General features: G+C 64.0%; 19 protein-coding genes. 3 read left to right on the top strand and 16 right to left on the bottom strand.

Features of this window, described 5'->3' with window-relative positions:
* Positions 1-33: 33 nt before the first annotated feature.
* The 13 genes from KHY18_RS16940 to KHY18_RS17000 form a co-directional block, all read right to left on the bottom strand.
* Positions 34-4,764 (bottom strand): glutamate synthase-related protein, encoded by a 4,731-nt coding sequence (locus KHY18_RS16940; RefSeq protein WP_213302376.1) that lies wholly within the window; start codon positions 4,762-4,764, stop codon positions 34-36.
* 187 nt (positions 4,765-4,951) lie between these two features.
* The gene (locus KHY18_RS16945) at positions 4,952-5,656 is read right to left on the bottom strand and encodes a transposase (RefSeq protein ID WP_213302379.1); all 705 of its coding nucleotides are present in this window, start codon (positions 5,654-5,656) and stop codon (positions 4,952-4,954) included.
* Positions 5,657-5,822: 166 nt separating this feature from the next.
* Entirely contained in the window at positions 5,823-6,710 is an 888-nt protein-coding gene (locus tag KHY18_RS16950) for a class I SAM-dependent methyltransferase (RefSeq protein ID WP_213302382.1), read from the bottom strand.
* Positions 6,711-7,334, bottom strand: a complete 624-nt coding sequence (locus KHY18_RS16955) for a DUF1415 domain-containing protein (RefSeq protein ID WP_213302385.1) — start codon at positions 7,332-7,334, stop codon at positions 6,711-6,713.
* A gap of 145 nt (positions 7,335-7,479) precedes the next feature.
* A complete protein-coding gene (locus KHY18_RS16960; protein WP_213302388.1) occupies positions 7,480-8,676 on the bottom strand; it encodes a deoxyguanosinetriphosphate triphosphohydrolase in 1,197 nt (398 codons plus the stop codon).
* Positions 8,677-8,690: 14 nt separating this feature from the next.
* A complete protein-coding gene (gene aroB, locus KHY18_RS16965) occupies positions 8,691-9,809 on the bottom strand; it encodes a 3-dehydroquinate synthase (RefSeq protein WP_213302391.1) in 1,119 nt (372 codons plus the stop codon).
* A gap of 117 nt (positions 9,810-9,926) precedes the next feature.
* Complete coding sequence (locus KHY18_RS16970) at positions 9,927-10,484, bottom strand: shikimate kinase (protein WP_213302394.1); 558 nt, start codon at positions 10,482-10,484, stop codon at positions 9,927-9,929.
* Positions 10,485-10,600: 116 nt separating this feature from the next.
* Positions 10,601-12,127, bottom strand: a complete 1,527-nt coding sequence (locus tag KHY18_RS16975) for a hypothetical protein (protein WP_213302397.1) — start codon at positions 12,125-12,127, stop codon at positions 10,601-10,603.
* 54 nt (positions 12,128-12,181) lie between these two features.
* Entirely contained in the window at positions 12,182-14,338 is a 2,157-nt protein-coding gene (locus KHY18_RS16980) for a type IV pilus secretin PilQ (protein WP_502769100.1), read from the bottom strand.
* A complete protein-coding gene (locus tag KHY18_RS16985; RefSeq protein WP_213302402.1) occupies positions 14,338-14,883 on the bottom strand; it encodes a pilus assembly protein PilP in 546 nt (181 codons plus the stop codon). The genes KHY18_RS16980 and KHY18_RS16985 overlap by 1 nt, the downstream gene beginning before the upstream one ends.
* Complete coding sequence (locus tag KHY18_RS16990) at positions 14,883-15,560, bottom strand: type IV pilus inner membrane component PilO (RefSeq protein ID WP_213302404.1); 678 nt, start codon at positions 15,558-15,560, stop codon at positions 14,883-14,885. Before KHY18_RS16990 ends, KHY18_RS16985 begins: the two co-directional genes overlap by 1 nt.
* Before the next feature lie 3 nt (positions 15,561-15,563).
* Complete coding sequence (locus KHY18_RS16995; RefSeq protein ID WP_213302406.1) at positions 15,564-16,175, bottom strand: PilN domain-containing protein; 612 nt, start codon at positions 16,173-16,175, stop codon at positions 15,564-15,566.
* Entirely contained in the window at positions 16,172-17,251 is a 1,080-nt protein-coding gene (locus KHY18_RS17000) for a pilus assembly protein PilM (RefSeq protein WP_213302434.1), read from the bottom strand. The genes KHY18_RS16995 and KHY18_RS17000 overlap by 4 nt, the downstream gene beginning before the upstream one ends.
* A gap of 273 nt (positions 17,252-17,524) precedes the next feature.
* Here KHY18_RS17000 and KHY18_RS17005 point away from each other — a divergent pair, with 273 nt between their 5' ends.
* The gene (locus KHY18_RS17005; protein WP_213302408.1) at positions 17,525-19,909 is read left to right on the top strand and encodes a penicillin-binding protein 1A; all 2,385 of its coding nucleotides are present in this window, start codon (positions 17,525-17,527) and stop codon (positions 19,907-19,909) included.
* 64 nt (positions 19,910-19,973) lie between these two features.
* Here KHY18_RS17005 and cyaY read toward each other — a convergent pair whose 3' ends face one another.
* On the bottom strand, positions 19,974-20,309 hold the full coding sequence (gene cyaY / locus KHY18_RS17010) for an iron donor protein CyaY (protein WP_213302410.1): 336 nt from the start codon (positions 20,307-20,309) through the stop codon (positions 19,974-19,976).
* 12 nt (positions 20,310-20,321) lie between these two features.
* On the opposite strand from cyaY, the gene lptM reads away from it, so the two are divergent.
* Both lptM and KHY18_RS17020 read left to right on the top strand, forming a co-directional pair.
* The gene (gene lptM / locus KHY18_RS17015) at positions 20,322-20,528 is read left to right on the top strand and encodes an LPS translocon maturation chaperone LptM (RefSeq protein WP_213302412.1); all 207 of its coding nucleotides are present in this window, start codon (positions 20,322-20,324) and stop codon (positions 20,526-20,528) included.
* Positions 20,529-20,617: 89 nt separating this feature from the next.
* A complete protein-coding gene (locus KHY18_RS17020) occupies positions 20,618-21,445 on the top strand; it encodes an oxygen-binding di-iron domain-containing protein (protein WP_213302414.1) in 828 nt (275 codons plus the stop codon).
* A gap of 193 nt (positions 21,446-21,638) precedes the next feature.
* On the opposite strand, the gene msrQ is transcribed toward KHY18_RS17020, so the two are convergent.
* Positions 21,639-22,271: a protein-methionine-sulfoxide reductase heme-binding subunit MsrQ gene (gene msrQ / locus KHY18_RS17025; RefSeq protein WP_213302436.1), complete on the bottom strand. Its 633-nt coding sequence runs from the start codon at positions 22,269-22,271 to the stop codon at positions 21,639-21,641.
* A gap of 11 nt (positions 22,272-22,282) precedes the next feature.
* Positions 22,283-23,278 carry a protein-methionine-sulfoxide reductase catalytic subunit MsrP gene (msrP, locus tag KHY18_RS17030; protein ID WP_213302417.1) on the bottom strand — a complete coding sequence of 332 codons (996 nt, stop codon included), beginning with the start codon at positions 23,276-23,278 and terminating at the stop codon, positions 22,283-22,285.
* Positions 23,279-23,411 lie beyond the last annotated feature (133 nt).

A 23,411-nucleotide genomic window follows, 5' to 3' on the forward strand; every position in this document is an offset into this window, starting at 1 on the left:
TGAATTGATAAGCGAGTGTTTGGCGGGTCGGGCTCAGAGGGCCACGACTGGCTCGGATTCAGTAGCTAGTTCTGCTTTCGCAGCAATGGCTTCCTTCGCTTTTCGTTCATGGATTTCAGACAGGGCACGCTGGTATTCGGACGGGAACACCTTGACGAACTTGACACGGGCCGCGGCCCAGTTGTCGAGCAGCTCGCGCGCACGCTTGGAACCGGTCCAGCGGCTGTGGGCTTCGACCAGCGCACGCAGCTGCTGTTCGTCGCTCTCGCCACGGTGCCAGATGGCAGGGCTCACGGTGCTCGCGAATTCGTTGTGCGGCAGCACTTTTTCCAGCGTCACCGACGCGGTGTTGCAGCGCTTGGCGAACTGGCCGTCTTCGTCATAGACGTAGGCCACGCCGCCGCTCATGCCGGCCGCGAAGTTGCGGCCGGTCTTGCCCAGCACCACCACGGTGCCGCCGGTCATGTATTCGCAACCATGGTCGCCTGTGCCTTCGACCACCGCCGTGGCACCCGACAGGCGCACCGCGAAACGTTCACCGGCCACGCCGCTGAAGAAAGCTTCGCCGCTGGTCGCACCGAACATCACGGTGTTGCCGACGATGGTGTTGGACACCGAAGCACCGCGGAAGGCGTGGCTGGGGCGCACGATGATGCGGCCGCCCGACAGGCCCTTGCCGGTGTAGTCGTTGGCGTCGCCGGTGACGTTGAGCGTGATGCCCTTGCACAGGAAGGCGCCGAACGATTGACCGCCCGTGCCTTCGAAGTGGATGCGGATGGTGTCATCCGGCAGGCCTTCGGGATGCGAGCGCGTCACGGCGCCCGACAGCATCGCGCCGACAGAACGGTTCACGTTGCGCGCGACTTCCATGATGCGCACGGGCTCGCCGTTCTCGATCGCGGGCTTGCAGCGCTCGATCAGCTTGACGTCCAGTGCCTTGTCCAGCAGGTGGTCCTGGGTGTCGACATGGAAACGCGGCACGTCCGCAGGCACGATGGGCTGGGCGAACAGGCGGCTGAAGTCCAGGCCCTGGGCCTTCCAGTGCTCCAGGCCCTTGCGGGTGTCGAGCAGGTCGGAGCGACCGATCAGGTCGTTGAACTTGCGAATGCCCAGCTGGGCCATGATCTGGCGCACTTCCTCGGCGACGAAGAAGAAGTAGTTCACGACATGCTCGGGCTTGCCGGAGAACTGCTTGCGCAGCACGGGATCCTGCGTGGCCACGCCCACGGGGCAGGTGTTCAGATGGCACTTGCGCATCATGATGCAGCCTTCGACCACCAGCGGAGCGGTGGCGAAGCCGAACTCGTCGGCGCCCAGCAGCGCGCCGATGACCACGTCACGGCCGGTCTTCATCTGGCCGTCGGCCTGGACGCGAACGCGACCGCGCAGGCGGTTGAGCACCAGGGTCTGCTGGGTTTCGGCCAGGCCGATTTCCCAGGGACCGCCCGCGTGCTTGATCGACGACAGCGGCGAAGCGCCGGTGCCGCCGTCATGGCCGGCGATCACGATGTGGTCGCTCTTGCACTTGGTGACGCCTGCGGCAATCGTGCCGACGCCGATTTCGGACACCAGCTTGACCGAGATGTCGGCATGCGGGGCGACGTTCTTCAGATCGTGGATCAGCTGTGCCAGATCTTCGATCGAATAGATGTCGTGGTGCGGTGGGGGCGAGATCAGACCCACGCCCGGCACCGAGTGGCGCATGCGGCCGATGTAGTCGGTGACCTTGCCGCCAGGCAGCTGGCCGCCTTCACCGGGCTTGGCGCCCTGGGCCATCTTGATCTGGATCTGGTCGGAGGACGACAGGTACTCGGCGGTGACACCGAAGCGGCCCGATGCCACCTGCTTGATCTTCGAGCGCAGCGAGTCACCGTCTTGCAACGGAACGTCGACTTCGACCTGGTCGGCGCCGATCACCGAACCCAGGGTCTCGCCCTGCTTGATCGGGATGCCCTTGAGTTCGTTGCGATAGCGCTTGGGATCTTCGCCGCCTTCGCCGGTGTTGCTCTTGCCGCCGATGCGGTTCATGGCCACGGCCAGCGTCGCATGGGCTTCGGTCGAGATCGAGCCCAGCGACATGGCGCCGGTCGCGAAACGCTTGACGATGTCTGCTGCGGATTCGACTTCGTCGAGCGCGATGGCTTGCGCCGGGTCGCCCTTGAACTCGAACAGGCCGCGCAGCGTCATGTGGCGCTGGCTCTGGTCGTTGACCAGCTGGGCGTATTCCTTGAAGGTGCTGAAGTTGTTGGAGCGCGTGGCGTGCTGCAGCTTGGCAATCACGTCGGGCGTCCACATGTGTTCCTCACCGCGCGCACGCCAGGCGTATTCGCCGCCGGCTTCGAGCATTGTCTCGAGCACCGGGTCGTCGCTGAACGCGGCCAGGTGGTTGCGGATGGTTTCCTCGGCGATCTCGAAGACACCGATGCCTTCGATGCGGCTGGCCGTGCCCGTGAAGTACTTTTCGACGGTGTCGGTGCTCAGGCCTATGGCCTCGAACAGCTGCGCGCCGCAGTAGCTCATGTAGGTGCTCACGCCCATCTTGGACATGATCTTCGACAGGCCCTTGCCGATCGCCTTGACGTAGTTGTAGACCGCCTTCTCGCCCGACAGGTCGTCCGGCAGGTCCTTGCCCATGTGCAGCAGGGTTTCCATCGCCAGGTAGGGATGGACGGCTTCGGCGCCGTAGCCGGCGAGCACCGCGAAATGGTGGATTTCGCGCGCCGTGCCGGTTTCGACGACCAGACCGGCGGTGGTGCGCAGGCCTTCACGCACCAGGTGCTGGTGGATGGCCGACAGCGCCAGCAGCGCGGGGATAGCGACCTGGGTCGCCGACATCGCACGGTCGCTGATGATCAGGATGTTGGCACCGCCACGGATGGCGTCGACGGCCTGGGCGCACAGCGAAGCCAGCTTGGCTTCCACGCCCTGCTTGCCCCACGACAGCGGGTAGGTGATGTCGATGGTCTCGCTCTTGAACTTGCCCTGGGTGTGCTGCTCGATGTTGCGCAGCTTGTCCATGGCTTCGAAGTCGAGCACCGGCTGCTGCACTTCGAGGCGCATGGGCGGGTTGACCTGGTTGATGTCCAGCAGGTTGGGCTTGGGGCCGATGAACGACACCAGCGACATCACGATCGCTTCACGGATCGGGTCGATGGGCGGGTTCGTCACCTGGGCGAACATCTGGCGGAAATAGTTGTACAGCGGCTTGTTGCGGTCCGACAGCACGGCCAGCGGGCTGTCGTTGCCCATGGAGCCCACGCCCTCTTCGCCCTTGGCGGCCATGGGGGCCAGCAGGAACTTGATGTCTTCCTGGGTGAAGCCGAAGGCCTGCTGGCGCTCGAGCAGCGGCAGCGTGGCGACGGGCGGCAGCGCCTTGCCCTGGCCGCCGACGTTGTCGAGCTTGATGCGCAGGTTCTCGATCCACTGCTTGTAGGGCTTGGTGTTGACGATGTTGGCCTTGAGCTCTTCGTCTTCGATCAGACGGCCTTGCTCCAGGTCGATCAGCAGCATCTTGCCGGGCTGCAGACGCCACTTGCGGATGATCTTGCTGTCGGGCACGGGCAGCACGCCCACTTCGGAAGCCAGGATGACCAGGTCGTCATCGGTGATCACGTAACGCGAAGGACGCAGGCCGTTGCGGTCCAGCGTGGCGCCGATCTGGCGGCCGTCGGTGAACACGATCGAAGCCGGGCCGTCCCAGGGTTCCATCATCGCGGCGTGGTATTCATAGAACGCGCGGCGACGCTCGTCCATGGACTCGTGCTGTTCCCAGGGTTCGGGAATCATCATCATCACGGCCTGGCTGATGGGGTAGCCGGCCATGGTCAGCAGCTCGAGACAGTTGTCGAACGTCGCGGTGTCGGACTGGTCGGCAAAGCTGATGGGATAGAGCTTCTTCAGGTCTTCGGCCAGCACGGGCGAAGCCATCACGCCTTCGCGCGCGCGCATCCAGTTGTAGTTGCCCTTGACGGTGTTGATTTCACCGTTGTGCGCCACGTAGCGATAGGGGTGGGCCAGCGGCCATTCGGGGAAAGTGTTGGTCGAGAAGCGCTGGTGCACCAGGCCGATGGCCGAGACGCAGCGTTCGTCTTCGAGGTCCTTGAAGTACACGCCCACCTGGTCGGCCAGCAGCAGGCCCTTGTAGACCACGGTGCGGCTGCTCATGCTGGGAACGTAGTATTCCTTGCTGTGCTTGAGCTTGAGGCCCTGGATGGCGGCGCTGGCGGTCTTGCGGATCACATACAGCTTGCGCTCGAGCGCGTCCTGCACGATGACGTCGTTGCCGCGGCCGATGAACACCTGGCGCAGCACGGGTTCCTTGGCGCGCACCGTGGGCGACATGGGCATGTCGAGGTTCACGGGCACATCGCGCCAGCCGAGCAGCACCTGGCCTTCGGCCTTGATCGCGCGTTCCATCTCCTGCTCGCAGGCCAGGCGCGAAGCGTGTTCCTTGGGCAGGAAGATCATGCCCACGCCGTACTCGCCCGCGGGCGGCAGCACCACGCCCTGCAGCGCCATTTCTTCACGGTACAGCTGGTCGGGCAGCTGGATCAGGATGCCCGCGCCGTCGCCCATGAGCTTGTCGGCACCGACCGCACCACGGTGGTCGATGTTCTCGAGGATCTTGAGCGCACCGGTCACGATGTCGTGGCGCTTCTCACCTTTGATGTGGGCGACAAATCCCAAGCCGCACGCGTCGTGCTCATTGCTCTTGGAATACAGACCGTGTTCTTGGAGATGGGTGATCTCGGCAGCCGTAGTCATGGCGGAATCCTCAGTTATTTTCGCAGGGAGCCCGAGATTACGACAACGCATTAACCTATGCAAGAAAATATAATTAGGGTCAGATTCAATTATTACCCGATGAATTTATTCGGATAATAAATTAGGGACACATCAAATTCGGGAGCAAAAAATCCAGAATGGACAAGCCCGGCCGGCATTTGAAGCTTCAGGATGCGAGATCGACCGGAATTTTGGGCGGCCGGCCCGCGCGCTGGCGCACCACACGCCGCTGCGTGCGGTTCTGCAGGTCGGCAACGAATTGCGGTGAACCCAGGGCCCAGCCACGCAGCGCGGCCTGCTCTATGTTCTCCAGTTTCTCGGCCGAAATGCCTTCGTCGACCGCGGCCTTGTAGCCCGCTTCGCGCGCAAAGGGTGTATTGCCCAGCGCCCAGAACGAAGGATGCGGATGGACCAGCGTGGTGTAGCGCAGGCCCGCGTTATGGGCGTAGCTCGACCAGGCGTAGTCGGCGGGCTCGCGCGCCAGGCCCGCGCGCACCGGGCTCCAGTCGAGCGCGACCATGCTCGCCAGCAGGTATTGGGCCGGATCGACCACATTGGCGCGGTAGCGCCCGTTCCACAGCGTGCCGCTGCGGCCATGGCGGTTGTTGAAGTAGCGCACATAGCTGCGCCCCACCGACTGCATGAACTGCGGCAAAGCGGTGTCGGTCTCGGGCGTCACCAGCAGCTGGAACTGGTCGGGCAGCAGCACATAGGCATGGATGTCCACGGCGAAGCGCCTGGCCATCTCGCGCAGCAGGTCCAGCATGTGGTTGCAGTCGGCGGTGTCGACAAAGATCTCCGCGCCGTTGTTGCCGCGCTGAATGATGTGGTGCGGCAGGGACGCGAGGGTCAGGCGGGGGAGACGGGCCATGGTGATTCGTATTTCTTACGCGCCTGGGCGGATGGCGCATGAGTCTAAAAATCCCGTTCGTCCTGAGCCTGTCGAAGGATGAATGGGCGCGCTTCTCTAGGCAGGAGACGCCCTTCGACAAGCTCAGGGCGAACGGCCATCAGCTATTCGTTTTATGACAACAGGTTCAGCCCTGCGCCACGGACGGCAACCGAAACCGCGTCTCGCTCAGGCTGTCGAGTCCGAATTCCTTGAGCAGCAGCTGCAGGCGCTCGGCCGCGCTGCGCTTGCGGTTGCCCGTGAAGCGCGCGACGATCAGTTCGTTCTTCATGCTGTGCTCCCAGCCCACGAGTTCGGTCACCGTGACCTGATAGCCCGAAGCTTCGAGGAACAGGCAGCGCAGCACGTTGGTGATCTGGCTGCCCATTTCACGCGTGTGGATGGGGTGGCGCCAGAGTTCGGCCAGCGGCGTGCGCGTGAGGCTCAGCGCCTTGGTTTCGCGCAGGCAGGCAGCGACTTCGGCCTGGCAGCAGGGCACGATCACCATGGCCTTGGCCTTCTTCTCGAGGCCGAACGCGATCGCGTCGTCGGTCGCGGTGTCGCAGGCATGGAGTGCGGTCACCACATCGAAGCGCTCGGGCATCGATTCCAGGCGTGCCGATTCGGCGACCGACATGTTCAGGAAGCGCATGCGATCAAAGCCCAGCTGCGCGGCCAGCGCCTGCGAAGCTTCGACCAGCGGCGCGCGCGTTTCGATGCCGTAGATCTCGCCCCGGCCCAGTTGCTTGAAGAACAGGTCGTAAAGAATGAAGCCCAGATACGACTTGCCCGCGCCGTGGTCGGCCAAAGTCACCGCATGGTCATCGGCCGACAGCTCCTTGAGCAGCGGCTCGATGAACTGATAGAGGTGATAGACCTGCTTGAGCTTGCGGCGCGAGTCGAGATTGATCTTGCCTTCGCGCGTGAGAATGTGCAGCGCCTTGAGCAGCTCGATCGACTGGCCGGGGCGCAGCTCCAGCTGCTGGGCCGGGTCCTGCGGCGGCTTCTTCGCGTTCTGTTTGTCCGGACGCGCCATTTATACGGCTTCCTTGGCTGCGGCCACCTGGCCCGTCACGGGGCAGCGTGCGCCCACGCCCAGGTCGAGCCAGCCGACGATGCCCAGCTTTTCCAGCGTCTGCATGTTGTTCTCGTAGATCGCTTCGGCTTCGGGAAACGCTTCCACGGCCTTGTCGATGCTGTCTTCGCGCAGCAGGTGCAAGATGGCGTAAGGCGCGCGATTCGTGCAGTTGGTCACGTCGTCGACTTCCGTGCCTTCGAACTGGAACTGCGGGTGGAACGATGCGACCTGCAAAATGCCGCCCAGGTCCATGGCTTCGACCAGTTCGTCGGCGAGTTCCAGGAAATCGTTGAAATCGAGGAAGTCCTGCAGTGCATGCGGCACGATCAGCAAGGTGGTGTCGCGCTTTTCGGGCGAGATTTCGGCCAGTGCTTCAAGCTCGACCTGCAGCTGCTCGGCCACGCCGCGCACGTCCGTGGCTTCGCTGACCACGTAATGGATCTGGTCCTTCACATGCACGCCCTTGGCGAACGGGCACAGGTTCAGTCCTATGACCGCCTTTTCGAGCCAGCGCCGGGTGTCTTCGATGACCAGGTCAGTGGGATAGGCCTGCAGATCAGGCGCAGAGGAAAATTCGGTCATGGGAAAGCCTTGTCGTGCACGCGTGCGCCAGGGCTGCGCGCATTGTGGGCAGCGCGGCCATGCGCTAAGCGTTGGTGGGGGTCGGCAATTGTAGCGATCCCGGCCCGCGGGCGCTGGCCGACGGGCAATCGCGCGTCTGCAGGCTTCAGGCCAGCAACTGCGTGCCGGTGAGCTTGGCGTGTTCGCGCGCCGCGTAACGGTCGGTCATGCCCGCAATGAAGTCGCAGACCACGCGCGCCAGCGCGACCGGATCGGCCGCGGTCTCGGCGCGCTCGGCATAGCGCGGCTTCATTTCCTGCGGGCGCACCAGGTAGATCGCGAACAGCTCGCGCACCACGACCTGGGCGAGGTCGGTGGTCTGCATCACCTGCGGGTGGCGGTAGAGGTTCTGGAACAGAAAGCGCTTGAGCGCCGTCGATTCGGCACGCATCTCTGCGCTGAAGGCGACCAGCGGCGGCGCCAGGCGCACGCCGTGCGCATCGGCGGGCTCGGCTCGCGCCAGCCGCGCCTGGGTTTCGGCGACCACGTCATAGACCTGGTCGCTGAGCATGCGGCGTATCGTTTCGTAGAGCAGCCGGCGCGCGCCATGCGGCTGCGCTTCTATTGCCGGGTACTGCGCCAGCGTCAGCGCGTGGTAGCGCGCGAACAGCGGTATGGCCAGCAGCTGCTCCATGCTGATCAGGCCCGAGCGCACGCCGTCGTCTACATCGTGGGCGTTGTAGGCGATTTCGTCGGCGAGGTTGCACAGCTGGGCTTCGAGCGAAGGCTGCTCGCCGCGCAGAAAGCGCTGGGCGATGCCGCCGGGCTCGCGCTGCTCTATGCGCTCGGCGTTCGCGCGCGAGCAGTGCTTGAGAATGCCTTCGCGCGTCTCGAAGGTCAGGTTCAGGCCGTCGAAGCCGGGGTAACGCTCCTCGAGCCGGTCGACCACGCGCAGGCTTTGCAGGTTGTGCTCGAAACCGCCCCATTCGCGCATGCATTCGTTGAGCGCATCCTGGCCCGCATGGCCGAACGGCGTATGGCCCAGGTCGTGCGCCAGACAGATGGCTTCGACCAGATCTTCGTTGAGCCGCAGCGAGCGCGCGATGGAGCGGCCCAGTTGCGCCACTTCGAGCGAATGCGTGAGCCGCGTGCGAAACAGATCGCCTTCATGGTTCAGGAACACCTGGGTCTTGTAGACCAGCCGGCGAAACGCCGACGAGTGCACGATGCGGTCGCGGTCGCGCTGGTGATCGGAGCGCGTGGGCGCGGCGGCCTCGGCATGCAGCCGCCCGCGCGTCTGCGCGGGATTGCACGCCCAGCGGGCCAGACCGGCCGGCCCCTGCCCTCCTGAATACGCGTCCATCGATGCGCTTTCGATCAGAGGCAGCAGGCGTCTATCACTTCACGCACCAGTTTGTCGGGCGCCGCACGCACCAGCGCCTTGCCCGGCTCGGCGATCAGCACGAAGCGGATTTCACCGCCTTCGGCTTTCTTGTCGACGCGCATGTGCTGCAGATAGTGGCCCGCATTGTCGCGGCTGGCGATGATCGCGCCGCGCGTGGGCAGGCCGGCGCGCGCGATCAGTCGCACCAGGCGCTGCACGAACTCTTCGTCGACCAGACCCAGGCGGCGCGACAGGCGCGCGGCCATGACCATGCCCGCGGCCACGCCTTCGCCGTGCAGCCAGACGCCATAGCCCATGCCGGCTTCCATCGCGTGGCCGAAGGTATGACCGAAGTTGAGCACCGCGCGCAGCCCGCCTTCGCGCTCGTCCTGGCTCACGACCCAGGCCTTGATCTCCACGCTGCGCTTGACCGCATGCGCAAGCGCCGCCTTGTCGCCGACCAGCAGCGCGTCGAGGTTGTCTTCGAGCCAGGCCATGAATTCCATGTCGGCGATCGGGCCGTATTTGATCACTTCAGCCAGACCGGCCGCGAGTTCGCGCGGCGGCAGCGTGGCCAGCGTGTCGAGGTCGCAGACCACGAGCTGCGGCTGGTAGAACGCGCCGATCATGTTCTTGCCCAGCGGGTGGTTGATGGCCGTCTTGCCGCCGACCGACGAGTCGACCTGCGACAGCAGCGTGGTCGGCACCTGCACGAAAGGCACGCCGCGCATGTAGCAGGCAGCGGCGAAACCTGTCATGTCGCCGATGACGCCGCCGCCGAGCGCGAACATCACCGTCTTGCGGTCGCAGCCCTGGCCCAGCAAGGTGTCGAAAATCTGATTCAGCGTCTGCCAGTTCTTGTGCTCTTCACCGTCGGGCAGCGTCACCACATGCACTTGGGGGTAATGCGGCGCCAGCGCGGCCTGGAGCTGGGCGGCATACAGCGGCGCGACGGTCTCGTTGGTCACGATCAGCGCGGTGCGCGCGCGCGGCAAGCCCGCATAGACCGAAGGATCGGACAGCAGGCCGCTGCCAATCAGAATCGGGTAGGAGCGCTCGCCCAAATCAATATCCACCTGGTGCTGGCATCCTGCCACTGCGCTCAGATCCATTGTGTTCCGTCCGTTCTCAAAAAGCACCGCAAGTGCGCGTATCGTGGTCAAAGGCGGAGGCTCGTCGCCCCAAGCGTTCTATCGTAGCCGCAAGCGGCATGCAGCGGCGCAGAACATCTATCGCTGCGGGGCCATCTCGCCGCCGTGCGGCGCGGGAAAATCGTATTCACCCAGTTCGGCCTGCATGGCCAGCTTGCGCACCACCTGGGTGACGGACAGCCGCGCGGTCTTGATCGTGTAGTGCGCCGTGGCCAGATAGAGTGCATGGCGCTGGTGCATCAGCTCGCGCAGGCGCAGCCCCGGGTCCTGGCCCTTGAGCAGCGGCCGCGTGGTGTCGTTGCGCAGGCGCCGCGCGATATCGTCGGGCGCGGCCTGCAGGTAGAACACCGTCGAGCGCGACCGCAGATGGAGGCGGTTGGCCTCGCGCAGCACCACGCCGCCGCCCGTGGAAAGCAGCAAGGGCTGGGAAGGCGCGGCCGTGATCTCATCGATGACCTGCTGCTCCACATCGCGAAAAGCCGCCTCGCCATGCGCGCTGAAATACGCCGCGATGGTACAGCCCAGGCGCTGCTCTATCACCTGGTCGCTGTCGACAAAGCCCATGCCCCAGAGCTGGGCAAGCTGCTTGCCGATGGTGGTTTTTCCGCTGCCCGGAAGGCCGATCAATGTGTACATGGGATGAAAAAAATCCGCCCGAAGGCGGATTTATCTGAAAGTCCGAGGAAGTCGCCGCCGCCGAGCTTAGCGCAAGTGGCGGGCGCCGACTTGCGGCCCCCTGGAAATCACCCGGTTCAGGTCGCCGGCGTGCAGGCCGGGTAGTTCAGCGTCACCGGGAACTGCTGCACGAAGTTGCCGGCCTTGAGATTGACCAACAGATTGGTGGATCCTGCGGTCCTGGCCTCGTTCAAGGTGAACGTCAGTGCCACACCGGTGCGCGTGCTGGGCGACGACAGTTCGGGCGCACGGGCATTCAGCGAATCCACCACAGGCGAGCCCAGGGTGACGCTGGCACCGACCACGGAAGACAGCGAGTCGATCGTCACCGTGCTGCCCGCTGGCAGCGCGAAACCCTTGGCCGTGCCCACGCTACCCGTCCACACCGCCTTGCAGCCGGAGTCGAACGTCAGCGCGCCGAAGGAAGTGACCAGCTCGGTGCCGCGGTACAGACCGCCTTCGCTCACGCTGGTGGCATTGAAATAAATGGTGTCGGAAATGGTCACATCCGTGCCCGCAGCCGCCGAATACGCCTGACCGGTCACAACCACGGGAATGCGCACACCGTCCAGGGGGCGCGGGTTCTGCACCTGGTATTCGATGTTGCACAGGCCGTTGACGGTCGTGCAGCCACCGCGATCGGACGTTCCGACACGGCCATAGGTGGTCGTTGCCACCACGGGGAAGCCATCGGCCACCGGGTTGCCATTGGCATCGGAGACGGCCACGCGAATGGTGCTGGAGTCACCCGAAATATCGCGGTTGAGCACGAACTTGGTGGCCGACAGATCGAAGGCGCCAGGCACGGCCGTGCCCGTGGTCACGGTCAGGGTGTCGGATTGTGTGAGCAGCGCCGAGCCGGTCACGGTGGCCTTCACGACCACCGAAGTCGGCAAGATCTTGGAAGACACGGAGGCCGAAACCACGCCGCTGGCATCCGTCGTGCCGGTGGTGCTGTTGAGCGTCACCACATTGGCCGGGATCGCTTCGAACGTCACGCGCACGCCGGGAACGGCAGCGCCCGAGCCATCGACCACCTTGTATTGCAGGATGGCGGTTTCGGAACGGCCGTTGCCGCCCGCGCCGGCAATCACGATGGATTTGTCGGCCGGAACTGCGGAAACAAAGTTCACGCCCTTGGCCAGCGTCTGCGGGTCCACGCCCGCGACCACGGCGCCCGTGACCGCCATGTTGCGCGAGGCGGCATAGGCCGTTGTGCCCAAGGTTGCCGTCGCGCTGACGGTGGTTGCGCCCAATGCATCCAGCGCGCCGGCCTTGGCTTCGATCACGGCCTGGCCGCTGGCATTCGTCAGCGCCGTGGCTACCGTGGGAGTGAACTGCAGCAATCCGCTGCCGCTTTCGGCAAAGGTCACGACTTCATTGGGCACGGCCGCACCGGCCGCTGTCTTGAGCGTGGCCACGAGCTTCACCGAATCCGATGCCGCAAAGGAATTGCTGGCGATGTCGACGCCGGCGCTCGTCTGCAGTTGCAGTTGCATCACATAAGTGGCGGGCGTGACGCTACCGCCGCCCGTGCTGCCGCCAAAACCCGGCGTACCGCCACTGCCGCCGCCCCCGCCGCAAGCCGCCAGGGCTGCGGTCATCACAACCGCCACTACACAGTTAAAAATTTTCATGCTTGTCTCTCAATGGAAAAATCAGCGCGCGCTCTTGTTCTGCATCAGCATCTTGGGCGTGATGAAGACCAGCATTTCCCGCTTCGACGTCTCGCGCGTGCGGCTCTTGAACAGATTGCCCAACACCGGCACATCGCCGAGCAGCGGCACCTTGGTCTCGTTGTTGGTTTCTTCCATTTCGAAGATGCCGCCAATCACCACCGTGCCGCCGTTCTCGACCAGCACCTGTGTCTGGATATGTTTGGTGTCGATCGCCACGCCCTGGCTCGTGGTCTCGCCACGGCTGTCCTTGTTGACGTCGAGATCCAGAATGATGTTGCCTTCGGGCGTGATCTGCGGTGTGACTTCCAGCTTGAGCACGGCCTTCTTGAAGGCGATCGTGGTCGCGCCATTGGGCGCGGTGACCGAATAGGGGTACTCCGTACCCTGCTCGATCAAGGCCTTGGTCTGGTCGGCGGTAATCAGCCGCGGGCTGGACACCACCTTGCCGTTGCCATCGGCTTCCATCGCCGAAAGCTCCAGCGTCAGAAAGCGGTTGGCGGCCGAGTTGAAGATCGACAGCGCGAACGTTCCCGCCGACTGCACGTTGGACAGCGAAGCCGGCAGGTTCACGAAAGTACCCGTCGTATCGACCGTGCCGCCCGCGCCGCCCGTCGCGGTCGCATTGCCGTAGTTGGTGCCTATGCCGACGCGGTTGCCACCGCCGATCGAATAGCCGCCCGTGCCGCCGTTTTGCGAGCGCAGATCACCGCCACCGAGCTTCACGCCCAGCGAGCGGCCAAAGGTGTCGCGGGCTTCGACGATGCGCGCTTCGATCAGCACCTGGCGCACCGGAATGTCCAGGGTCGCGAGCAGGGTCTTGACCTCTTCAAGCTTGGTCGCCGTATCGGTCACGAACAACTGGTTGGTGCGCGGTTCGGCAATCGCCGAGCCGCGTTCCGACAGAAAGCGCGTGGTCGAACCGCTGCTGCCGCCGCCGCCGGGACTGCTCGCGATCTGCCGGATCATGTCCGTCGCCTTGGCGTAATTGAGCTGGAAACCCTGGGTGCGCAGTGGCTCGAGCTTTTGAATGGCCAGCGCCGCTTCGTAGTCCTTCTTGGTGCGCGCGTCGATCTCGTCCTTGGGCGCGATCCACAGCACCGAGCCCGACTTGCGCATGCCCAGCCCCTTGGCATCCATGATGATCTGCAGCGCCTGGTCCCAGGGCACATCCTTGAGGCGCAGCGTCAGCGAGCCCGTGACCGTGTCGGAGGTCACGATATTGAAATTGGTGAAATCGGCGATGACCTGCAGCAGCGAACGCACTTCGATGCTCTGGAAGTTCAGCGACAGCTTTTCCCCGGTGTAGCCCGGGCCCTGGCTCAGCTTGGACGCATCGACCTTTTTCTGGCGCACTTCGATGACAAACTGGTTGTCGCTCTGGTAAGCGCTGTGCTCCCAGTCGCCCGCGGGTTCGATGCGCATGCGCACGCGGCCGCCGGCTTCGGTGGTGGTGATCGTCTGCACCGGCGTGCCGAAATCGGTCACGTCGAGCTTGCGGCGCAGGCCTTCGGGCAGCGAGGAGCGCAGGAAGTCGACGATCAGCGCCTTGCCTTCCTGGCGCAGATCGACGGCCACCTGGTTGTTGACCAGGCCCACCACGATGCGCCCGGAGCTGTCGGGGCCGCGGCGGAAATCGACATCGCGGATGGGCTGGACATCGCTGCTCGCCGGCCGGCCGGTGAACACGCGCGGCTCGGCCACGGCCTGGGCGACCGCCGCCGAAGGCACGGGCGCCAGAATGACGAACAGGCTGTTCCCTTGAATGTCGGTCTTGTAGGAAGTCGCGGTCTTGAGGTTGAGCACCACGCGCGAACGTCCGCCGGCTTCGACCACATTGACCGACTTGAGGTTGCCCTGGTTGAGTTCGACCTGCGACTTTCCTGTCGCGTTCTGCGTGCCCGGGAAGTCGAGCGCAATGCGCGCCGGGGACTGGATGGCAAAGCCTGTGGGAGGTTTGGCGAGCGGCTCCGACAGCTCGATGCGCAGCACCTCGCTGCCGTCCTGCAACGAACCCGCGACCGACTGGATCGCGCCCTGGGCAAATGCGGAAGACGAAAGCAGCAGTCCCGCCGAGACCACGGCGTGTCGGCACTGCGTCAGCAAGCGCTGCGCCAGAATTTCCTGATTGTGTTTCATCATTTCTGTGTCTCCTGCAACACCAGTTCGGTATTGCGCTCAATCCACTCTCCCGTGACATCCTGGATGATTTCACGCAGCTGGATGGAGTTTTCCGTGATCCGGATGATTTTTCCGTAGTTCTGGCCGAGGTAATTCCCGACCCGCACCTGATAGAGCAGACGGTCCGCCTTGACCAGGGCTGTCGGCTGGCCCTGCTTTTGCAGGCTGCCGACCATCGTCATCGCGTCCAGCGGCATGGCCTCCAGCGGTTCCTTGCGGCGATTGAGTTCCGACTGCATCAGGCCGGCTTGTCCGCCTTGCTGGGCGGCGTCGCGTCGCAGGGCCTGCGTCAGCTTGCCGGAGTCGAAAGGATCTACGCCACCGTCGACCGTATAGGTCTGCGGCTGAAATTTCTTGGGCTCTTCGATCGGCGTGATGCGGGGCCGCGCCTGAGCGCGCTGCTGCGCCATCCATTGCTGCAGCTCTTCCTGCTCGGTGTTGGAGCAGGCGCCGAGAAATACCACGGACAGTCCCAGCGCCAGGATCAACGGTCGTTGATGCATTATTTTTTCTTCCCCGCAGCCGCCTGCTTCTGCGTTGCGATCTCGTCCGCGTCGAGGTAGCGGAAAGTGCGCGCCGTTGCATCCATGGACAACGCGCCGTTGGCGTCCTTGGAGACCGGTGCGATTGCAATGTTGTTGAGCGTCACGATGCGCGACAAGTGGGCGATATCCGATGCGAAGGCGCCGATGTCGTGGTAACTGCCCGTGACCTTGACCGCGATAGGCAGCTCGGCGTAATAGTCCTTGACCACCATCTGGCCGGGACGGAACAGCTCGAACTGCAGGCTGCGACCCAGGCCCGCCTGGTTGATATCGGACAGCAGCGCCGCCATTTCGGCCTTGCTGGGCAGCTGCTTCTCGAGCTGGATCACGTATTGCTGCACCTGCTCACGCTGCTGCTTGAGCGCTTCCAGGTTCACGGCCTTGGTGAGCTTGGTCCGGTAGTCCTGGCGCAGCGTCTCTTCGCGAGCCTGTTCCGCGCGCAGTTCGTCGCGGTAGTCGCTGAGCTGCAAGAACCACAGCAGCACCGCCACACCGACGGCGATCGCAATGCACAGCAGCGTGCGCGGCACGACAGGCCATTGCGACGGGTCGTTGGGATGGAGGTTGCTGAACTGCCTTTGCAGCTCGGCTTGAAGTCGGGCGAAATCCGGGCCCTTGCGGGTTTTCTTGACCATCGCTTATCTCCCGGCCGCGGCTGGCGGGACGGTATCCATTGCCTTTTGCGCTTCGCTGGTGCGCATCAGACGAAAACGCAGGTTGAACGAAGCCACGCGCCGCTGATCCTTGGGAGTCAGGGACAGATTGGTCGCGACGATTTCAGTGAGTTCGGGCTTGGAGAACCACGGCGTGTTCTCGGCCAGATTGCGCAGCATCTCCGAGACCCGCTCATTGGACTGCGCCATGCCTTGCATGCTGATCACCTGGCCGTCCTGCTTGAGGCTGGTGATGAAGACGCCATCGGGCAACTGGGCCACGAGTTCATGCAGCAAGTGGACCGGCAGGTTGCGGTCCGATTGCAGATCTTCGACCGCCTTCTGGCGCGCGCGCAGGGCGGTGATCTCATTTTCGAGACCGGCGATTTCCACGATCTGCTTTTCGAGCACCTTGATTTCCGATTGCAGCACGCCGTTCTTCGCCTGCTGTTCGGCGATCATGCTCTGCAGCATCGAATAAATCAGGCCTGCGATCAACAGCCCGCCCACGAACGACAGCAGCATCGTGGTCTGGAACATCTGCTTGCGGCGCTTGCGCGCCGCTTCGCGGTGGGGAAGTAGGTTGATCAGTATCACTGGAGAAACCTTCTCAGGGCCAGGCCGCAAGCGGTCAGATACGACGGCGCCTCGCGCGCCATCTTCTTGAGCCGCACATTGCTGCCGATCTGCATGCCGTCGAACGGGTTCACCAGACTGCAGGCAAAGTTGGTGTGCTGGGTGATGGCCTCGACCAGCCCCGGCAATGGCGCCGAGCCGCCGGCCAGCAGAATATGGTCGACGCGGTTATAGGGCGTGCTGGTGAAAAAGAACTGCAGGGCGCGAGCCACTTCCTGCGTCATGCTTTCGACAAACGGCTTGAGCACGACCTGCGGGTAGTCTTCGGGCAATTCCGCATTGCGCTTCTTGGATTCCGCTTCTTCGAGCGAAAAGCCGTACTGGCGCGCAATCAGCTGCGTCAGCTGGGCGCCGCCAAACGCCTGATCGCGCTCGTAGAGCACTTCTTCATTGCGCAAGACCTGCATGCTGGTGGTCAGGGCGCCGACTTCGAACAGCGCGACGATCGCATCCTGGCCTTTGTTTGGCAGGTTATCGATCAGCCGGCGCGCCGCCAGGCGCGCGCAATGGGACTCGATATCGACGATCACCGGGGTCAGACCCGCGGCTTCGGCAAGACCCTGGCGGTCCTGAACCTTCTCGCGGCGCGAGGCGGCGATCAGCACGTCGACATCGCCGGGCGAATTCGCCGTCGGGCCGATCACGCAGAAGTCGAGACTCACTTCGTCGAGCGAAAACGGGATGTATTGATTGGCTTCGGCCTCGACCTGGACTTCGAGCTCCTGCTCGCTCATTTCGCCCGGCAGGGAAATGCGCTTGGTGATCACGGCCGACGGCGGCAATGCCATGGCCACGTTCTTGCTGCGCGTGCCGCTCTTCTTCACCAGACGGCGCAGGGCCTCGGCGACGTCATCGAATTTTTCAATATTGCCGTCGGCAATCCAGCCGCGCTCCAGTGGCTCGATGTTGCAACGCTCCAGCACCAGCGTCCCTGACGCATCGCGGCCAAGCTCTACCAGCTTGATGCTCGAGGAACTGATGTCAATACCCAACAAAGAGGCTGGCTGGCGACTGAACAGGGAACCTACTGTGATCAACGTGCCCTCCCGAGCCTGTAAGAAATGCAACAAGGTCTCACATTTCGCGTTGATGCTATCAGCAAGCGCCCAGTGAAACCCGATGGTTGTATCAACTGTATCGCCTTTACGTGGCCTAAATAAGACGTTTGCATGCGAAGGAATCCACACTTCGTCGACACTTGGTCCACGCCGGTTCCGGCTGAAGCATTTCTCCCTCATGGCATTTTCTTCCTGCGGAACCCCGAATCGCAGTGATTTTTATAATGCCTGTTCCTCTCCTTATGCTGCGCCATGCCGACTTCTGAAAAAACCGACAAGTCCTCGCCGTCCCGCGCGTCTTCTCCCCGCACCCCCTATCACTGGTTGACCAAAGTCCTGTTCGGGCTGATCGGACTGGCAGTGGCTGTCGCCGCGGGTGTGCTGCTGACGGTGGCCGTGGCGCTGGCGATGGCCTATCCCAACCTGCCCGACGTCTCCGAGCTCGCAGACTACCGCCCCAAGCTGCCGCTGCGCGTCTATTCGGCAGAAGGCGCGCTGCTGGGCGAGTTCGGCGAGGAACGCCGCACGCTGACGCCTATCCAGGAAATTCCCAAGGTCATGACCGATGCGGTGCTGGCAATTGAAGACACACGCTTCTTCGAGCATGGCGGCGTCGATTACAAGGGCATTGTGCGCGCCGTGCTCGCCAATCTGGGCGCGGGCGGCAAGAGCCAGGGCGCGTCCACCATCACCATGCAGGTCGCACGCAACGTTTATCTTTCTTCGGAAAAGACATTCACGCGCAAGATTTATGAAGTACTGCTGACGTTCAAGCTCGAGCATCTGCTGACCAAGAACCAGATCCTCGAGATCTACATGAACCAGATTTATCTGGGCAACCGCGCCTATGGCTTCGCGGCCGCGTCCGAAGCCTATTTCGGCAAGCCGCTCAAGCAGATCTCGATCGCCGAAGCCGCGATGCTCGCGGGCCTGCCCAAGGCCCCTTCGGCCTACAACCCGATCAGCAACCCCAAGCGCGCGCGCAGCCGTCAGCTCTACATCATCGAGCGCATGGAGGAAAACGGCTTCATCACCTCCGCCGATGCCGTACAGGCCAAGCAGGAACAGCTCAAGATCAGTTCGGGCAGCAACAACACCCGCGTGCATGCCGAATACGTGGCCGAAATGGCGCGCCAGCTGATCTACGCCCAGTACGGTGCCGAGGCCTATACGCGCGGCATCAACGTCTACACCACGCTCAACGCGGGTGAACAGGAGGCGGCCTATACCGCCTTGCGCAAGGGCATCATGGATTACGAGCGCCGCCAGCACTACCGCGGCCCCGAACGCTTCATCACCCTGCCCCAGGATCCCGAAGAGCAGGAGAATGCGATCGACGACGTGCTCGCCAACCACCCCGACAACGGCAACGTGATGTCGGCCGTGGTGCTCGACGCGAACCCGCGCAAGATCGTCGCCACCCGTGCCGACGGCGAGAAGTTCGAGATCACCGGCGACGGCCTCAAGCCCGCCCAGTCGGGCCTCAGCGACAAGGCACCGCCCAACACCAAGCTGCGCGCCGGCGCCGTGATCCGCGTGGTCAAGACGCCGAAGAACACCTGGGAAATCACCCAGCTGCCCGAAGTCGAAGGCGCATTCGTCGCGCTCGACCCCAAGACCGGCGCCATCCGCGCGCTGGTCGGCGGTTTCGACTTCGGCAAGAACAAGTTCAACCACGTGACCCAGGCCTGGCGCCAGCCCGGTTCGAGCTTCAAGCCATTCATCTACTCGGCCGCGCTCGAAAAGGGCTTCTCGCCGGCGACGATGATCAACGACGCGCCCATCTTCTTCAGCGCCGGCACCACGGGCGGCCAGCCCTGGGAACCGAAGAACTACGACAGCCGCTACGACGGTCCGATGAGCATGCGCACCGGCCTGAACAAGTCGAAGAACATGATCTCGATCCGCCTGCTGCAGGCAGTGGGCCCGAAGTACGGCCAGGAATGGGTCACGCGTTTCGGTTTTGACGCCGACAAGCACCCGCCCTACCTGACCATGGCGCTGGGCGCGGGCTCGGTCACGCCCATGCAGATGGCTGCGGGCTACTCGGTGTTCGCCAATGGCGGGCGCCGCGTCAACCCCTGGCTGATCACGCGCATCACCGACCACAAGGGCCGCGTGCTGTCCGAGTTCCAGCCCCAGCCGCTGGAACAGCTGCCCGAAGCCATTCCGCCGCGCAATGCGTTCATCATGAACAGCATGCTGCAGGACGTGGCCCGTGTCGGCACCGCGGCGCGCGCCCAGGCCACGCTCAAGCGCCCCGACCTGTACGGCAAGACCGGCACCACCAACGACTCGGTCGACGCCTGGTTCGGCGGCTTCCAGCCCACGCTGGCGGCAGTGACCTGGATAGGCTACGACACGCCGCGCAACCTGGGCTCGCGCGAGACCGGCGGCGGCCTGAGCCTGCCGATCTGGATCGACTTCATGCAGCACGCGCTCAAGGGCGTTCCCGTGGCCGAGCTGCCCGTGCCGCCCGGCGTGGTCAACGTCGGCGGCGAGTGGTTCTACGAGGAATTCGCGCGCAATGCGGGCGTGAGCACCCTGGGCGCGCCCGAAGGCGCGACCGAAGGCAGCCCTTCGGCGCCGCCCGCGGCCGAAGAGCGCAATCGCATCCTGGATCTGTTCAGAAACTGAAATCCATCTCCCACATGAAAAACGCCCCTCGCGAGGGGCGTTTTCATGTCTGGCGCAAGCCGGTTCAGGCGCTGAAAGTCAGCGGCATATTCGATTGCTGCGACGCATAGCGGCTCAGGCAGGCAAAGAACTCGCCCTCACCCTTGGTGTCGAGCCAGCAGGCCTGGTCGGCGTCGTAGCGGAAATGAAAGCCGCCGGCCTTGGCCGCCAGCCACACTTCGTGCAGAGGCCTTTGCAGATTGATCACAATCTGGGTGCGGTTGGGAAAGGACAGCGTGACCATGCCGCCCGCGCGCTGGGCATCGATATCGGCGTCCGATTCGTCATTGATGCGGTCGCATCCCTGCTCCACCGCCAGCAGCAGCTTTTCAGCGCAATCGAGAAATTCTAGGTCGTTCATTACAATCCGCACATGTTGAGAGCTTCCCAAATTTTAGTCAGGACTTTTGCCCTTGCGCTGTGTGCGGCGTCACTGGGCGCTTGCGGCCAGCGCGGGCCCCTGTATCTTCCCACCGCACCCGAGGCGGCGCAACGCGCCACATTGCCCGAAACGCTGCGCGCGCCGCTGTTCGACGACGCACCGGCCGCGCCTCCGGCACCGCCCGCCAACAGCCATTAAAAAGCCCCTTTGCCGGCTTGCTTGATCCAGGTCAAAAATGCTGGCGGCGGCAGCGTCTACAGTGGGATTTTCCGCTGGAACGCCCTGCCATGCCGATTGAGTTGTACCGCGACAAGCATCACGCCTGCCTGATGTTCTGCGATCTGATCGAGGAAGATGGCCAGGCCGTGCAGGCCAACCAGTTCCTGATCGTCGACGGCGACACCGGCGCCATCATCGACCCCGGCGGCAATCTCGCGTTCAACGAATTGTTCATGGGCATGGTGCGCCACTTCGCGCCCGCCAAGCTGTCGTATGTGCTCGCCTCGCATGCCGACCCCGACATCATTGCCTCGCTCGACCGCTGGATGAGCAGCACCAAGGCCTCGCTGGTGATCTCACGCGTCTGGGAGCGCTTCGTGCCGCATTTCGCCAAGGTCGGCAAGACCGACGAGCGCATCATCGGCGTGCCCGACGCGGGCGGACGTCTGCCGCTGGGCCGCAACGAGCTGGTGCTGCTGCCAGCGCACTTCCTGCATTCCGAAGGCAATTTCCACTTCTACGACCCGGTCAGCCGCATCCTGTTCACCGGGGATCTGGGCGCGTCCATGGTGACCGGCGCCCAGGCCGCGGTGCCCGTGACCGATCTGGGCCCGCACATTGCGCACATGGAAGGCTTTCACCGGCGCTACATGGTCTCCAACAAGATCCTTCGGCTATGGGTCAACATGGCGCGCCAGCTCGACATCGCGATGATCGTGCCCCAGCACGGCGCGCCCATCCAGGGCCGGCCGGCGATCGAGGCACTTTTCGACTGGCTGGAGACGCTGGCCTGCGGCATCGACCTGTTCGACCAGCGCGCCTACCAGCAGTCGAATGCCGTGATCGACCCCATCACGCGCCTCACGCGCGCGCCCTTGCGCGCAGTCAACGGCTAGCATGAAAGCACCCCCTGAGCCGCTTCGCGGCTTCCCCCTCTCAACCTGCGGTGGAGGGGGGCGCCCGGCCAGGGACGGCAGCCTCGGTGCGGGGCGGCCCTTCCTCGCTGCCCCCTTGCTGGGGCACGCCAGTTTCATAGGCCCTGGGCATTGAAATCGCGGTAAAGAAATACCTCGTATTCAGCAGCGCTGCTCAGGGGCTACGCCCTTTTTTTCGCAGCGCGCGCTGCAGACGCCAGCCCAGCAGCAGCGCGATGATGGCCGCGTAGACGAACACCTCGTTGAAGTTGTTCTTGCCCGCGCGCATCCAGAAGAAATGCAGGATGGCCAGGCCGGCCACCGCATAGACGCTGCGGTGCAGCCACTGCCAGCGGCGCGCGCCCATCCAGCGCAGCACGCGGTGCGGCGATGTCGCGGCCAGGGCCGTGAGCAGCGCGAAAGCCAGCATGCCGACCAGAATGAACGGCCGCTCGACGATGTCGCGCCAGATTTCCGCGAAATCGAGGCCCTGGTCGAACACCGAATAGCACAGCAGATGCGCCGTCGCGTAGAAATACACGAACAGGCCCAGCATGCGCCTGAAGCGCGCCAGCGCGGGCAGGCCCAGCACAATGCGCGCCGGCGTGACCGCAAGCGTCACGCACAGAAAGCGCAGCGTCCAGTCGCCGGTGGCGCGTATCAAGGCCTCGGCGGGATTGGCGCCCAGCGTATCGAGCACCGCGCCGGCGAACAGCTGGGCAAAAGGCAGCAGGCACAGCACGAACAGCAGCGGCTTGGCCGCCGGGTGCATGAACCATTTCTTCCAGGGCGCGGGTGCGGCGCGCATCTGCGGGGCGTTCAAAACTGCTGCTTCAGGTCCATGCCCGCATAGAGCTGGCCGACCTGCTCGCCGTAGCCGTTGAACATCAGCGTCTTGCGCTTCTTGGTGAACAGGCCGCCTTCACCTATGCGCCGCTCCGTGGCCTGGCTCCAGCGCGGATGCGGCACATCGGGATTGACGTTGGAGTAGAAGCCGTATTCGTTGCGCGCGGCCTTGTTCCAGGCCGTGCCCGGCTGCTTGTCGGTCAGGCGGATGGCGACAATGCTCTTGGCGCTCTTGAAACCGTACTTCCAGGGCACGACCAGGCGCACCGGCGCGCCGTTCTGCGCAGGCAGCACTTCGCCATACATGCCGAACGCCAGCAGCGTCAGCGGGTGCATGGCCTCGTCGAGCCGCAGGCCTTCGGTGTACGGCCAGTCGAGCACGTTGGCGCGCAGGCCCGGCATCGTCTTCGGGTCGGCGAGCGTCACGAACTCCACGTATTTGGCGCTGCCCAGCGGCTGGACCTGGCGCAGCAGCTGCGCCAGCGAGTAGCCTACCCAGGGAATGACCATGGACCAGCCTTCGACGCAGCGCAGGCGGTAGATGCGCTCTTCCTGCGGGCTGAGCTTGATCAGATCTTCCAGGCTGAAAGTGCCGGGCTTGGCGACCAGACCTTCGACCTTGACGCTCCAGGGCGTGGTCTTGAGCGTATGGGCGTTGCGCGCGGGGTCGGCCTTGTCGAGGCCGAACTCGTAGTAGTTGTTGTACTGCGACGCATCGGCGTAGGGCGTGAGCGTTTCCATGGTGTTGGCGCCGGCCACCTGGCTGGCCTGGCCCGCCAGCGCCGCCAGCTTCCCCGGGCGCGGCACCGCGGCCAGCGCATCGCGCCCGGCCCAGGCCGCGAGCGTGCCCCCGGCCGCACCGGCAGCCATGGTGCGCAGCCACCGGCGCCGCTCCTCATAGACCGGCTGCGGCGTGATTTCACTGCTCCGGGGGTGATTGAAGCCGTCGTTATCGGTTCTTATCAGCATGGCAATTCCTTGGACCAATGGCCTTGTCTGATGCATTGTGACCGGGGTTGGTTCAACCTGCTTGGCAACAAAAAAGAGCGTCCATCGCTGGACGCTCTTTTTGCGTACTGAGATATTGAAGGCCCAGGCATTA

The sequence above is a fragment of the Acidovorax sp. CCYZU-2555 genome (genome assembly GCF_018413525.1).
Lineage (GTDB): Bacteria > Pseudomonadota > Gammaproteobacteria > Burkholderiales > Burkholderiaceae_C > Comamonas.

Excerpts from the sequence above, each read along its gene's own strand:
- KHY18_RS16940 (WP_213302376.1), bottom strand. The coding sequence starts at position 4,764 with ATGACTACGGCTGCCGAGATCACCCATCTCCAAGAACACGGTCTGTAT.
- KHY18_RS16960 (WP_213302388.1), bottom strand. The coding sequence starts at position 8,676 with ATGGACGCGTATTCAGGAGGGCAGGGGCCGGCCGGTCTGGCCCGCTGG.
- KHY18_RS17005 (WP_213302408.1), top strand. The coding sequence starts at position 17,525 with ATGCCGACTTCTGAAAAAACCGACAAGTCCTCGCCGTCCCGCGCGTCT.
- cyaY (WP_213302410.1), bottom strand. The coding sequence starts at position 20,309 with ATGAACGACCTAGAATTTCTCGATTGCGCTGAAAAGCTGCTGCTGGCG.
- KHY18_RS16945 (WP_213302379.1), bottom strand. The coding sequence starts at position 5,656 with ATGGCCCGTCTCCCCCGCCTGACCCTCGCGTCCCTGCCGCACCACATC.
- msrP (WP_213302417.1), bottom strand. The coding sequence starts at position 23,278 with ATGCTGATAAGAACCGATAACGACGGCTTCAATCACCCCCGGAGCAGT.
- KHY18_RS16980 (WP_502769100.1), bottom strand. The coding sequence starts at position 14,338 with ATGAAACACAATCAGGAAATTCTGGCGCAGCGCTTGCTGACGCAGTGC.
- aroB (WP_213302391.1), bottom strand. The coding sequence starts at position 9,809 with ATGGATCTGAGCGCAGTGGCAGGATGCCAGCACCAGGTGGATATTGAT.
- KHY18_RS16970 (WP_213302394.1), bottom strand. The coding sequence starts at position 10,484 with ATGTACACATTGATCGGCCTTCCGGGCAGCGGAAAAACCACCATCGGC.
- KHY18_RS17020 (WP_213302414.1), top strand. The coding sequence starts at position 20,618 with ATGCCGATTGAGTTGTACCGCGACAAGCATCACGCCTGCCTGATGTTC.
- KHY18_RS16975 (WP_213302397.1), bottom strand. The coding sequence starts at position 12,127 with ATGACCGCAGCCCTGGCGGCTTGCGGCGGGGGCGGCGGCAGTGGCGGT.
- KHY18_RS16985 (WP_213302402.1), bottom strand. The coding sequence starts at position 14,883 with ATGCATCAACGACCGTTGATCCTGGCGCTGGGACTGTCCGTGGTATTT.
- lptM (WP_213302412.1), top strand. The coding sequence starts at position 20,322 with ATGTTGAGAGCTTCCCAAATTTTAGTCAGGACTTTTGCCCTTGCGCTG.
- KHY18_RS16990 (WP_213302404.1), bottom strand. The coding sequence starts at position 15,560 with ATGGTCAAGAAAACCCGCAAGGGCCCGGATTTCGCCCGACTTCAAGCC.
- KHY18_RS16955 (WP_213302385.1), bottom strand. The coding sequence starts at position 7,334 with ATGACCGAATTTTCCTCTGCGCCTGATCTGCAGGCCTATCCCACTGAC.
- msrQ (WP_213302436.1), bottom strand. The coding sequence starts at position 22,271 with ATGCGCGCCGCACCCGCGCCCTGGAAGAAATGGTTCATGCACCCGGCG.
- KHY18_RS16950 (WP_213302382.1), bottom strand. The coding sequence starts at position 6,710 with ATGGCGCGTCCGGACAAACAGAACGCGAAGAAGCCGCCGCAGGACCCG.